General features: G+C 46.0%; 12 protein-coding genes and 1 tRNA gene. 9 read left to right on the top strand and 4 right to left on the bottom strand.

Annotated features, from left to right (window positions below):
• Window positions 1–89: 89 nt before the first annotated feature.
• Window positions 90–1529, bottom strand: a complete 1440-nt coding sequence (locus VNK96_08640; protein HWP31769.1) for a flagellin — start codon at window positions 1527–1529, stop codon at window positions 90–92.
• 357 nt (window positions 1530–1886) lie between these two features.
• Between VNK96_08640 and VNK96_08635 the strand changes: the two genes are divergently transcribed.
• The 6 genes from VNK96_08635 to VNK96_08610 all read left to right on the top strand — a co-directional run bounded on the left by VNK96_08635 (window position 1887) and on the right by VNK96_08610 (window position 7610).
• Window positions 1887–3263 (top strand): tryptophanase, encoded by a 1377-nt coding sequence (locus VNK96_08635; protein HWP31768.1) that lies wholly within the window; start codon window positions 1887–1889, stop codon window positions 3261–3263.
• Window positions 3264–3335: 72 nt separating this feature from the next.
• On the top strand, window positions 3336–3635 hold the full coding sequence (locus VNK96_08630) for a GYD domain-containing protein (protein ID HWP31767.1): 300 nt from the start codon (window positions 3336–3338) through the stop codon (window positions 3633–3635).
• Window position 3636: 1 nt separating this feature from the next.
• Complete coding sequence (locus VNK96_08625; protein ID HWP31766.1) at window positions 3637–4059, top strand: archease; 423 nt, start codon at window positions 3637–3639, stop codon at window positions 4057–4059.
• Window positions 4060–4124: 65 nt separating this feature from the next.
• Window positions 4125–5555 carry an RtcB family protein gene (locus VNK96_08620; GenBank protein HWP31765.1) on the top strand — a complete coding sequence of 477 codons (1431 nt, stop codon included), beginning with the start codon at window positions 4125–4127 and terminating at the stop codon, window positions 5553–5555.
• A gap of 59 nt (window positions 5556–5614) precedes the next feature.
• Window positions 5615–6382 (top strand): DUF72 domain-containing protein, encoded by a 768-nt coding sequence (locus VNK96_08615; GenBank protein HWP31764.1) that lies wholly within the window; start codon window positions 5615–5617, stop codon window positions 6380–6382.
• Window positions 6383–6458: 76 nt separating this feature from the next.
• The gene (locus VNK96_08610; protein ID HWP31763.1) at window positions 6459–7610 is read left to right on the top strand and encodes a M50 family metallopeptidase; all 1152 of its coding nucleotides are present in this window, start codon (window positions 6459–6461) and stop codon (window positions 7608–7610) included.
• 125 nt (window positions 7611–7735) lie between these two features.
• Here VNK96_08610 and VNK96_08605 read toward each other — a convergent pair whose 3' ends face one another.
• The 3 genes from VNK96_08605 to VNK96_08595 all read right to left on the bottom strand — a co-directional run bounded on the left by VNK96_08605 (window position 7736) and on the right by VNK96_08595 (window position 9619).
• Window positions 7736–7960, bottom strand: coding sequence for a YdeI/OmpD-associated family protein (locus VNK96_08605; protein HWP31762.1), 225 nt, complete (start codon window positions 7958–7960; stop codon window positions 7736–7738).
• Window positions 7961–8121: 161 nt separating this feature from the next.
• The gene (locus VNK96_08600) at window positions 8122–8544 is read right to left on the bottom strand and encodes a hypothetical protein (GenBank protein HWP31761.1); all 423 of its coding nucleotides are present in this window, start codon (window positions 8542–8544) and stop codon (window positions 8122–8124) included.
• A 984-nt stretch (window positions 8545–9528) separates the two neighbouring features.
• Window positions 9529–9619, bottom strand: a tRNA-Ser gene (locus VNK96_08595).
• Window positions 9620–9735: 116 nt separating this feature from the next.
• On the opposite strand from VNK96_08595, the gene VNK96_08590 reads away from it, so the two are divergent.
• The 3 genes from VNK96_08590 to VNK96_08580 all read left to right on the top strand — a co-directional run bounded on the left by VNK96_08590 (window position 9736) and on the right by VNK96_08580 (window position 12084).
• Window positions 9736–10065: a DUF5658 family protein gene (locus tag VNK96_08590; protein ID HWP31760.1), complete on the top strand. Its 330-nt coding sequence runs from the start codon at window positions 9736–9738 to the stop codon at window positions 10063–10065.
• Between the two features lie 58 nt (window positions 10066–10123).
• Window positions 10124–11572: a menaquinone biosynthesis decarboxylase gene (locus tag VNK96_08585; protein ID HWP31759.1), complete on the top strand. Its 1449-nt coding sequence runs from the start codon at window positions 10124–10126 to the stop codon at window positions 11570–11572.
• An 86-nt stretch (window positions 11573–11658) separates the two neighbouring features.
• Window positions 11659–12084 carry a DoxX family protein gene (locus VNK96_08580; protein ID HWP31758.1) on the top strand — a complete coding sequence of 142 codons (426 nt, stop codon included), beginning with the start codon at window positions 11659–11661 and terminating at the stop codon, window positions 12082–12084.
• Window positions 12085–12253 lie beyond the last annotated feature (169 nt).

Here is a 12253-nt window from a genome sequence, read left to right as displayed (position 1 = left end):
CATTAGAGAAACTTGAGCCAAAAAGAAGTGTATATAAAGCATTTTTTAGCCCCCGACTGATACTTAGTCAGCACTGGATATGAGCCTTCTTACGAAAGAAGCGAGAGGACTGCGCTCGGCAGTGCGTTCGCTTGCGCTAAAATGGAAAGCCCCGCTTGCTGCAAGATTTGGAGTTTCGTGTAATTCGTAATCTCTGCCGCTACGTCCAAATCTCGTATTGCGCTTTCCGTTGCAACCATATTTTCGTGCGCAACACCGAGTGAACGTACATTGCTTTCGAGCACGTTTCGCTGGAAACTGCCGATTTCTCCTCGGAGTTTCGTGAGTTCTTCGATGGCGGCATCAATGACCTTAATCGCATCCTCTGCACCTTGCTGAGTCGTAACGTCAATTAGGGAAAGATTCAACCCACTAACGACTCCATCTCCCAATTGACTTGCCATGATATTCGGAAGAGATAACGAAACCGTTTGTCCGGCGTTTGCACCGATTTGGAAGATCGAGGAGCCGACTTCGATTCGTCCCGCTACGGATGCCCCCCCGACTGTGTTTCCTTGCTCTGTCAGCGTAATAGAGTTTCCGTAAGTATCCGTGAGACGTAATCCGCTATCGTCTCCTCGCCCCCCCGTGAATACGACGGAGGTAGCGCCGTTCGTCGTCGTCACGGTTACGGTCGCAACGGCATCCGTACCGTTCACGGTCGTATTGCCTGTGTTATGAATTATCCCCTCTGTGTCTGTGAAGCTGATTTTTGCGTTCGAACCATACTCATTACTTTGCATAACCACGTTTGTGCCATTAAAGGAAAACGTGACCTTCGTTGCATTCGAAGAGTTATTGAAACGCGATAAAAGGCTTCCGAGTGTTTCTGTTCCGTCTGTAACGAAAGTAACCCCGTTTATTACGAATGTTCCTGCGCCGACGATTGTGTTGAGGCCTGATGCAGAAAAATCCACAGAGCCCGTAATGCTGGCTTTCGAAGCAGCAGTCGTTACTTGAACAGTAACATCTCCATCCGTGTTGACCGTGTAACCACCGAAAGTTCCTCCGATGTTGATGGCGTCGTAATTCGATGTGTCTGTAACGTAGGAAAAGACCCCAGCAGAGCCGTCTAGGATTTTTTTCGTTCCGAATTGCGTTTGTTGTGCAATGCGATTAATGGATTCGATAATGGAGTTGATTTGGTTTTGGTTCGCCTGAATCGCATTTTGGTCGAGAACGCCCGTGTTTGCGCTCGAGAGTGCTAATCGTCTCGCATCATTGAGAAGTCTGCTTACTTCGTCCAAAGCGCCTTCGGCGGTTTTCGCATAGTTGATTGCGTCTTGATTGTTTCGAAGCGCTTGCTCTAATCCGGCGATTTGGGCTCTCAAATTTTCGGAAATCATCAAGCCAGCCGGGTCATCAGCAGCCGTATTAATACGCAATCCCGACGAAAGCCTTGCCATGGATTTGGCAAGTTCATCGGAAGTGTTATTCAAGTTCCGCAGCACACTGAGTGCCCAGAGATTCGTGTTGATACGAAACGCCATTTTATCTCCTCCTCGATGGGTCTCGGAAACGCCCTACGGACTTATTTTTCCGCAGATTCGCCGCTGGCTACCTGATACTTTTATCAGGATACATAGAGCTTTTACGGGGTAAAAAAACAAGAAGACCCGCATATCATGCGGGTCCCCTCTTCGTGTTACCCCTCTTAGTGCCCTTCTGATGAGACCAAATTCTTGTTCGTCGAGTAAACCTTTTCTTTCTAGTGCCGTGCCTCACCGTCTTGCTGTCACAGAGAAAGAGTTCCGTGAAGCAGCGAAAGTGTGATAGGCAAAATTACGAGGTTTCCCAAAGAACCATTTGGCAACATAGAGCGCACGAAATTCGCCAAAATCTTCGCCATGAGAGAAATTATCGAGCCGTTTCGTATCAAGGTTGTCGAGCCTGTTCGTTTCACTTCGAGAGAAGAACGCGAGCGTATTCTCGAAAATGCCTATTACAATCCCTTTCTCATGCATTCCAATGATGTCCTCATTGATTTGCTGACGGACAGCGGGACGAGCGCAATGTCGAGCTATCAATGGGGGGCGATAATGGAAGGTGACGAAAGTTATGCAGGTAGCAAAAGTTATTATCGCTTCGAGGAAAAAGTCAAAGAAATTACAGGGTTCGAAAATGTGATTCCCGTACACCAGGGAAGAGCGGCGGAGAGACTTTTGTTTACATTAATCGGCGGGAAAGGGAAGTATTTTCCCAACAATAGCCATTTCGACACCACGCGCGCCAATATCGAATACAGCGGTGCAACCGCAGACGACCTCGTCATCGAAGAGGCGAAAGATTTAGATTCCTCTTATCCTTTCAAAGGGAATATGAACGTAGATGCTCTGAGGGAATATATTCGCAAATATAAACCAGAGAATATCCCTGCAATCCTTCTTACGGTAACGAATAATGCCGGTGGGGGACAGCCCGTGAGCATGGCGAATATTCGAGCCGTTTCGGAAATTGCGCGTGAAAATGGGATTTTATTTATTCTGGATGCTTGTCGCTTTGCCGAGAACGCGTATTTCATCAAACTGCGAGAACCTGGATACGAGAACAAAACCGCGAAAGAGATCGCGCAAGAAATGTTTCGCTATGCGGATGGGGCGACGGTTTCCTTGAAAAAAGACGGTTTCGGAAATATAGGTGGTTTTCTTGCATTGAACGATAGCAGTCTCGCAGAAGAGGCGCGAAACTTATTAATTCTAACCGAAGGCTTTCTCACGTATGGCGGAATGGCAGGCCGAGATTTGGAAGCGCTCGCGGTGGGGCTCGATGAGGTTCTCGACGAGCACTATTTGGAATATCGTCTGGCATGTTCTCGTTATTTGGCGAATAAATGCATCGAAGCCGGCGTGAACGTCGTTATGCCTCCTGGAGGGCATGCCGTTTATATAGACGCAAAGCGCTTCTATCCTCAAATCCCCCCCCTCGAATTTCCGGCACAACGATTGGTTTGCGAATTATACGTTCATGGAGGAATTCGAGCAGTCGAAATCGGGAGTGTGATGTTCGGGAAACGTGACCCACGAACGGGAAAAGAAATTCCCGCGCGACAAGAACTAGTCCGCCTTGCCCTTCCTCGAAGGGTTTACACCCAATCTCATGTGAATTACGTAGGAGAAGTAATTGCGGAGATTTTCTCCGAGCGTGAACGCCAAAAAGGACTGAGAATCGTGAAAGAGCCGCGCTTTCTTAGGCATTTCACCGCCCATTTCGAGCCGATTCTTTAGAGCATCATGCGTAAAAGAGACGTAAAAAAGATATAGTAGAAATGTTGGGAACCCTTGTAAAAGGAGGAATTCATGCAAACCTATGTGATGCTCACTCGGCTTTCTCCCGAGGCAGTGAAAAACCCGAAGACTCTTACTGACCTCGAAAAAGCCGTCGTCGAAAAAATCGAAAAAGAATGCCCGGAGGTGAAGTGGGTTTCGAGTTACGCAATTCTGGGTCCTTGTGACTATCTCGATATTTTCACTGCGCCTGATTCTGAGACTGCCGCGAAGGTTGCCGTTATCGTGCGAACTTTCGGGCATGCAACGACGGAAATTTGGAATGCCACAGAGTGGCAACGCTTCAAATCTATCGTCCAAGGGATAGGCTGACGTGTCTGAACCACGCTGGGAGCATTTTTCGCACGAAGCTGACATCGGAGTACGAGGAATTGCCCCAAGCCTAAATCAGGCTTTCGAACAAGCCGCCCTCGCACTGACTGCGGTGATTACCGACCCGAACGATGTTGCCCAAGAGACGTGCGTTGAAATACAGTGTAGCGCACCTGATAAAGAACTTCTTCTTTTCGAATGGCTCAATGCGTTGGTTTATGAAATGTCTATCCGGAACATGATATTCGGGAAATACGAAGTGGAAATTCATGACAGTGCGCTTAGCGCAAAGGCATGGGGCGAAAACATTAAAGTAGAAAAACATCACCCAGCTGTCGAGATAAAAGGCGCGACGTACACCGCTCTGCGGGTGAAACAAGACGAAAATGGCCTTTGGATTGCCGAATGCGTCGTAGACGTATAAAAGTGTCGTAGACGTATAAAAGTATAGAAGCACATTGCCTCTTGTGTTCGGATTTCAAAAATCGAATGGAACTCGAAAAATTAAAACAAGTCGGCGAAAATGAGTGGATGATTGAACCGCATGGAAAAATGCGGGTTCCGGGCATTATTTTTGCAACCGAAGAACTCGTTCGCGCAATGGACAATAAGGTTTACGAACAAGTCGTAAATGTAGCAACGTTGCCCGGAATTCAAAAAGCATCCATGGCTATGCCCGACGCGCATTGGGGATATGGTTTTCCGGTTGGAGGAGTAGCCGCTTTCGATCCGAAAGAGGGGGGTGTCGTTTCCGCTGGAGGTGTCGGCTTCGATATCTCTTGCGGGGTTCGATGCTTGCAAACGGGTCTAAAAAGAAAACAACTCGAGCAAATCAAATACCAGTTGGCGGACACTTTGTTCCGTGACATCCCTGCCGGACTCGGAAGCACGGGAAAAATTCGTCTGGATGACGTCGAACTAAACAGAATGCTCCAAGGTGGTGCGCAATGGGCGGTAGAGCGCGGTTTCGGAAAGCCTGAAGATTTAGAACGCATCGAAGAACGCGGAAAAGTTCCTGGTGCAGTGCCGGCGAATGTTTCCGAAAAAGCGAAGAACCGTATGCGTGATGAAGTCGGCACTCTCGGTTCTGGAAACCATTATCTGGAAGTTCAAGAGGTCGCTGAAATTTATCATCCAGCGGTTGCAAAAGCCTTCGGCATCGAAGAGGGAGATATTGTGGTGAGCATTCATTGCGGTTCGCGTGGTCTCGGGCATCAAATTGGAACGGATTATTTGCGAGAAATGCTTCAAGCGGCGCAAAGATACGGAATCGAATTGCCGGACCGCGAGTTGGCTTGCGCTCCGATTACCTCTCCGGAAGGAGAAAAATATTTAGGTGCAATGCGTGCAGCGATTAACGTTGCGTTAGCAAATCGCCAAGTGATAACGCATTTAGCGAGAAAAGCGTTTTCGGAAGTTGTACCGAACGCAGAATTGCGTTTGCTTTACGACGTTTCACACAACACTTGTAAAGTGGAGCGGCATAAAGTAGACGGTGAGATGAAAGAGGTTTATATTCATCGCAAAGGCGCAACGCGCGCATGGGGACCAGGTCATCCTGATTTACCACCCGTTTTTAGAGACATCGGGCAACCGGTTTTGATCGGAGGTTCGATGGGTACATGTTCATACATTCTCGTCGGCACTGCAAAGGGAATGGAATTGTCGTTCGGCTCTTCCTGCCATGGTGCCGGGCGCAGTATGAGTCGTTCTCAGGCTTTGAAAAAATGGAAGGGTCAAGAAGTCGTAAGAGAACTCGAGGCACGCGGTATTTTGATTCGCAGCCCTTCGATGCGCGGAGTCGCTGAGGAAGCGCCAGAGGCTTATAAAGATGTGAGCGAAGTCGTGGAAGCCGCAGATAAAGCGAACATCTCCAAAACAGTCGCAAAGTTAGTTCCAATAATCACGATCAAAGGATGAGATTTTTTCTAAAAATTCTAAAAACGTAAACGAAACTTGTCAATCCTATAAGGAGAATCTTGCGTAAGAAAAAAGTTCGCGCTTTCGTGGGAACGAGTGGATGGCAATACGACCATTGGAAGGATATTTTATATAAAGGCGTACCTAAAAGTAAGTGGTTGAGCCATTACGCAAAGATTTTTCCAGCGGTCGAAGTGAATGCGTCGTTTTATCACTTATTGAAAAAAGAAACCTACGAGCGTTGGGCGGAAGAAACCCCCGATGAGTTTCGATTTTGTATCAAAGGGAATCGCTTTCTTACGCACAATAAAAAGTTAGAGGCACCAGAAGAGAGTATCGAACTCGAAAAATCTCGCGCGTCGGGGTTAGGGAAAAAACTCGCTGTCGTTTTATGGCAAATGCCGCGAAGTTTGCGAAAAGATATCGAGAAACTAATACGCTTTGCAGAGGCTCTGAAAGCCTGGAAATCAACCCGTCATGCACTCGAGTTCCGACGCAAAGAGTGGTTCGACGATGAAACGGCAAATTGTCTGAAAAGATATGGTTTGGCAAATGTGATTTCCGATGCCAAAGATTGGCCCATGTGGGAGGCGGTAACGACGGATTTGGTTTATATTCGTTTGCACGGCCACGAACAAACGTATGTCTCCTCCTATTCGGATAAAGAACTTCGTAACTGGGCTAAGAAAATCGACGTTTGGCTCGAGGAAGGCAAAGAAGTTTATGTCTTCTTCGATAACGACGCAGCAGGCGCTGCACCACCGAACGCGCTAAAGTTGATGAAATTGCTGGGAATAAGCAACAGCGTTTCTTTACTCGGGAAATAATTTCTTGGTGTCAACGAATGATTTTGGAACTATCGACTCGATAAAGATGGTCTATAAAACAGTATAATTATTGCCCGTGATTCTTTTACAAATCTTCGTCTTCTTATTAGTAATCACAGCCATAGTAGTCGCCCATGAACTCGGGCATTACCTTTTCGCCAGGTGGAGAGGTATGGAGGTGGAGGAGTTTTGTATTTTAGGGCTTCCTGTAGGGAGACGCTTCGTGTTGGGGAGAACTCGGAGCGGCATGGAAATCACGATGCATCCATTCATGCCATTAGGTGGCTTCGTGAAAATCAAGGGAATGGAACCTCGACCCGATGCGAGCGAGACGCGCATCGAAGGAGGTTTTTATTCGAAAGGTTTAGGTTCTCGCGCCCTCGTCCTTTTCGGAGGACCGCTTTTTAGCATACTCTTCGGATGGTTTGTGTTGTTTCTCACCTTGTGGGCATTCGGCGACGCAAGACCTGCAAAAGAACCGGTTATCGGCGCAGTTTTGGAAAAATACAAAGACCCCGAAACGAAGCAAGAGATGTTTTCTCCTGCTTATAAAGCAGGACTTCGAGAAGGGGACAAGTTGATTAGCGTGGATGGGAAACCGATATCGAATTTTTATGACTTTTTGGTCGTTACACGTTCTTCGCCGGGAAAAACACTCAAAGTAGTTGTCGAACGCGATGGCAAACGCTTAACTCTCTCATTAGAACCCGTTCTTCGAGAAAACATGATGATCATCGGACCGGATGGAGACCCGGAGTTGAATCCAGACGGTACGCTGAAACGAGGAAATGTCGGATGGATTGGCGCGCTTTATAAGATTGAAAGGGTGGATGTCGGTTTCAGGGAGTCGGCATATTTGGCGACGAAACGGTCTTGGCAAGTGATTATCAACACGTACGGGACGATCATCAACTGGCGAAGAGTCGCAGACGAAGTGGGAGGTCCTATAAGTATCGGCCAAATCGTCGGGGGGGCTGTTCAATCGGGGGTAGAGACTATCGCTACTGTGACGGCTCTTATCAGCCTCTCCATAGGGTTGATTAATTTGCTTCCGGTGCCTATGATTTTCGATGGTGGGCATTTGCTGGTCGTTCTCATAGAGGCATTGCGGGGGGGCAAGCGTCTTTCTTTCAAGACTCAAGAAATGCTGAGTCGCGTAGGTATCGCTATGCTAGCGTTTTTGTTGATTTCTGTTTTGTTCCTCGATGTGAAACGGATTTTCGATTGACGTTATTGTATAATAGGTGACATTACCGTCTGATAGATAACATAGATGACATTACCGTCTAATAGATGGCAGTGCCGTCTAATAGAACTTGTTTCACTAACTCGTTAACAAGGATTCGTTTTATTTTATTTTTTGCGGTTTTGTCGTTCTGTTTCCCATTGGAGAATCGCCTCGATTGCGCCAGCGATTCTTCGTTGCCTCGTCTCGGGCTTCTTGGCTTCTTCGATTGCTCCGATGTACTCTCGTTGGTGCGAAGGGGGCATTGCCTCGAACGCAGCGAGGGCTTTCGCGTTTTTCTGAAGTTCCCGAGCAAAATCATCAGGAACGTTTACTCCTTTTTGCGTTTTCATGTTGTTATTATATCATTTTTCAATCCAAGATAGATTTTAGAATCCGAATCGATTTTTCTCGAGCCTCCGCGAACGAAATTCCTCGAAACCCATTTCCTACCGTCTCCCCTTGAGTGGGGATTTCTTTTTCGCCTAAAGGGGAATTATGGATTTTGTTGCTGTCAGTTTGCATGGCCGGTTTTATTTTTGAGATACTGAAGTTGTTCTCCGATACGCAACCCTTTTAATGGAACTCTGGCTTTACGGAAAGAAGGCAAAAGATATTTTCTGTATTTTTCCCCCGCAAGAAAAACAACTTCATCATTTTCAAAGTCGATTCTCCCTTTCATCTGTCGCTTCACTTTTTCTGTCCAAGTTTTAATTTCTTGCACGGACATCTCATTTAGCGTTTGCTCATAAGGCTCAATTTCTTGTTCCAAATCCACTAAACCATGCTTTGCAGAGAGAATATAAATCTTATTCGGCTGTAGAGAATAAGCAAACGCTAAGTTCATCTTAAACAAAGGACTTATATATAAATCTTTTGCCTTCGCTTTGCGTTGCAACTTTTTACTAGCGCATGAAATTAAAACAATTTTTCCCACAGTAGATTTTTATACGAACGCCGAGGTTTTACTTGCACTGCTGCCATTATCGGGTGAAACAGGCAAATTCTTTTAGAATAATTTCCTGGAATCTTCACCTAATCTTCTTAAATATTCATTTACATAAAAATAATCAGGCTCGCTTTTCATAGCTCTAGTCCTGATTTCGAAATTTGGATTTTGAGGATTGTTTTTATCAAAAAGGATTAGTCCTATGCCAAATCTCGAACAAAGAGATTCAATCCTTCCGATATCTTTTTCTGCTTCATTTGGGATAACAAGATAGACTTTATGGCAAAAAAGTTTATACGTACATGCTTGGCCAAACGCAGTAACTAGTTGATTAGTATCTATTTTTATTTCTGCGCTTACAATTTCGATAGGTGGTCGTATTGGGTCGGTTTCTGAAAACTTATATATTCCTAAAACATCAGGTGTCCCCCATTTGTCTCCAAATTTATTTCCACCTAGTGATATAGCTTTTGTGCATTCCCCTAAATCTTTAACTAAATAGTCGGCGAATGAATTATAGAAAGCAGTTTCAGATGTTCCTCTAACAGGTTTTTCTACTTCATCTAATTTTGTCTCTATGTCCTCTTTTAGGTATTTCCTTAATATAAATATTCCACGTTCAGGTTTCGCTATTTCACGAACTCTTTTATCTAAATCCCAAATGTTGCCGTGTATTGTATTTTCTGGTATTTCGGGTAATTGGTTTTTTATTTGTCTGAATAATTCAGAGTATCTAATCCCATTAGGATAATTTTATAAAATCTCTTTTGCTTTTTTAACTATTTTGTCTCGTTGTGTAGACATTGTACTTACATTAATCAAAAGTGCTTTGACAAACTTAGCACAGTTTGAACCCTTGACCTGATGTCATGAATTGTGTTGCCCAGAATTCTGTTTCCTTGGCTGAAAGTTCTAGCCTGCGTTTATTCATGTTATTTGGTGTTTACGATTATGCACCACTCTCAGCGAGACTGGCGGAGAGGGTGGGATTCGAACCCACGGAGGGCGTGAAGCCCTCACCGCATTTCGAGTGCGGCGCACTAGTCCACTATGCGACCTCTCCGAATCGTATCCTCCTGTGTTTTTACCTGTTAGAGGCAATAGGTGTCTAACACATCCCCGCATTCTCACATAACGCATCTAAACCTAAATGTGGTACACGGAAATACAACAAAGTCAATGGCAACTGCAATGAGCCTTCCTCAACGCTTGGCAGACCATTTTCGCAGGGGCGTTCCGAGTGCTATCCTCCTTTATGCGGTCTTGAGCCTGCTCGATTACGGATTTACCCTAGCCGCACTCACGGAAGGCGCATTAGAACTTAACCCCGCATTGAGCTGGTTTCATTCCCAAGGGCTGTTCGAATTCGTAAAATTGAGCCTTACCTTGCTCGTCTGTTGCACAGCCTACAAAATCTGGGATAAGCCTTACGTACAAGCGCTCATGCGAATAGCGAACACCGTGATGGGTGTAGTGTTCGTGTATCACATCATCCTGCGTTTTCTGTAAAGCGTCTAAGTTACCGGTTCCCCATTCCTTTCAGCACGTTTACGGTATCTTTCGGTAAATGTATCGCGATTTTCAGGATTTTCTGCGCGCATTGGACGCCGCAGGTGAACTTCGTCACATTTCTTATCCCCTAAGCCCTCATTTAGAAATCACCGAAGTCGCCGACCGCTGTATGAAAAGACCTGATGGAGGGCCAGGGCTTCTCATCGAGAACCCGAAGGGATTCGATATTCCCGTAGCAATTAACGTCTTCGGGTCTCGAAAACGGATGAGCATGGCATTAGGCGTGAACGACGTGCAGGAAATCGCAGATGAATTAGCGCGAACGCTTCAGCCGGATATTCCAACGACACTCTCACAAAAAATCGAAAAGTTTTTAGAAATCCTTCGACTCGCAAAAGCGATTCCGAAAACCATAAACGAAGGAATATGTCAAGAAGTCGTTTTTATGGGCAATGAGGCAGATCTCACGCGTTTGCCGGTTTTGAAATGTTGGCCTGAGGATGCAGGTCCGTTTATCACTTTGCCGATGGTCTTTTCGCACGACCCGAATACAGGGAAAAGAAACGTGGGAATGTATCGAATGCAAGTTTACGATAAACGAGAGGTGGGGATGCATTGGCAGATGCATAAGGTTGGCGCCGAACATGCTCGCTTGGCAGAGGAGAAGAAACAAAAGATCGAAGTTGCAGTAGCATTAGGGGGGGATCCGGTTTATCTTTTTTCTTCCGTCGCCCCTTTACCCTCTGCCATAGACGAGATGCTTTTTGCAGGTTTTTTGAGAAAATCTCCTCCTTGTTTGGTGAAGGCGAAGACGGTAAACGTGATGATTCCTGCCGATGCCGAAATCGTCATCGAAGGAACCGTTGACCCGAAAGAACTACGAATGGAAGGTCCTTTCGGTGACCACACCGGTTACTATTCGATGCCAGAACCGTTTCCCGTAATGCGCGTTACGTGCATCACGATGCGCGAGAAGCCTGTCTATCCTGCGACGATTGTAGGAATCCCCCCCATGGAGGATGGATATATCGGGAAAGCCATCGAAAGAATCTTTTTGCCATTGATTCGTTTGACGCTACCCGAAGTTTTGGATATCAACCTTCCGGTGGAAGCGTGTTTTCACAATATGGCATTCGTAAAAATACGAAAGCGCTATCCGGGTCATGCGTTCAAAGTGATGAATGCGCTTTGGGGATTGGGGCAATTGATGTTTTCGAAGTTCATTTTCGTTTTCGAAGAAGATGTAAATGTACAAGATTTGCGTGATGTTCTATTCCGCATCGGAGCCAATTGCGATCCGGAGAGAGATTCCCTCATCGTGAAAGGACCTTTAGATCATTTAGACCATGCGAGCAACCTCGTTGCATTCGGGGGGAAGATAGGGTTCGATTGCACACATAAATGGTCTTCGGAAGGCTATCCTCGCCAATGGCCGAAGTTGATAACGATGTCGGAAGACGTAAAGAAGCGCATCGATAGTATTTGGAAAGAACTGGGACTTTGAGAAAATTTTCAATTATCCTCTAAGAAGGAAGATCGAAGCCGTAGCGATAAGACACGCTATGACGGATTTAGGGGATACTGGGTGCTATGAAACTTCATAATTTGCTTTTCGGTGGTTCTGGAGCGAATTCACTCGTTGGGGAGTTCGGAGCATTTATTATTCGTTTCGCATTCGGCCTAACGTTGATGCTGGCGCACGGTCTCGGAAAACTCCCCCCGAATGCGAAATTCATCGAAGGTGTCGGGAATTTAGGTTTTCCTGTCCCGGAATTTTTTGCGTGGTGTTCAGCGTTAGCAGAATTTTTGGGTGGGGCATTGTTAGCGGTAGGTCTTTTGACGCGATTGGCGGCTTTATCTATCGTGATTAATATGGCGGTTGCGTATTTTATGGTTCACGGGGCTGATCCCTTTCAGAAAAAAGAGATGGCGATGCTTTATGGGGTTGTCGCTTTGGGTTTTCTCTTTTTCGGGGGGGGTAAATTGAGTTTAGATGGCGTGATTTCGAAACGTTGAGTTGACCTATCCCTCTGGCGAAAGCGGTCTAATCTAACAAATAACATCTTCACATTTCTTCCTCATAAAGGGAAGAGCTTCAGTCCTACCATCGCAAAGTCGATAGGCTTTTCTCCCTGCTTTCTTCCTTCCAGAAATGACGAAGAAATCGCAAACTCGGTAAACTGAA

It is taken from the genome of Fimbriimonadales bacterium (genome assembly GCA_035559795.1).
Taxonomy (GTDB): domain Bacteria; phylum Armatimonadota; class Fimbriimonadia; order Fimbriimonadales; family ATM1; genus DATMAR01.
The sequence above is the reverse complement of the archived record's forward strand: the minus strand, read 5'-3'. Positions and strand labels throughout refer to the sequence as shown.

Coding starts and splice junctions, on each gene's coding strand:
- VNK96_08640 (HWP31769.1), bottom strand. CDS start 1,529: ATGGCGTTTCGTATCAACACGAATCTCTGGGCACTCAGTGTGCTGCGG.
- VNK96_08635 (HWP31768.1), top strand. CDS start 1,887: ATGAGAGAAATTATCGAGCCGTTTCGTATCAAGGTTGTCGAGCCTGTT.
- VNK96_08630 (HWP31767.1), top strand. CDS start 3,336: ATGCAAACCTATGTGATGCTCACTCGGCTTTCTCCCGAGGCAGTGAAA.
- VNK96_08620 (HWP31765.1), top strand. CDS start 4,125: ATGGAACTCGAAAAATTAAAACAAGTCGGCGAAAATGAGTGGATGATT.
- VNK96_08605 (HWP31762.1), bottom strand. CDS start 7,960: ATGAAAACGCAAAAAGGAGTAAACGTTCCTGATGATTTTGCTCGGGAA.
- VNK96_08590 (HWP31760.1), top strand. CDS start 9,736: ATGGCAACTGCAATGAGCCTTCCTCAACGCTTGGCAGACCATTTTCGC.
- VNK96_08585 (HWP31759.1), top strand. CDS start 10,124: ATGTATCGCGATTTTCAGGATTTTCTGCGCGCATTGGACGCCGCAGGT.
- VNK96_08580 (HWP31758.1), top strand. CDS start 11,659: ATGAAACTTCATAATTTGCTTTTCGGTGGTTCTGGAGCGAATTCACTC.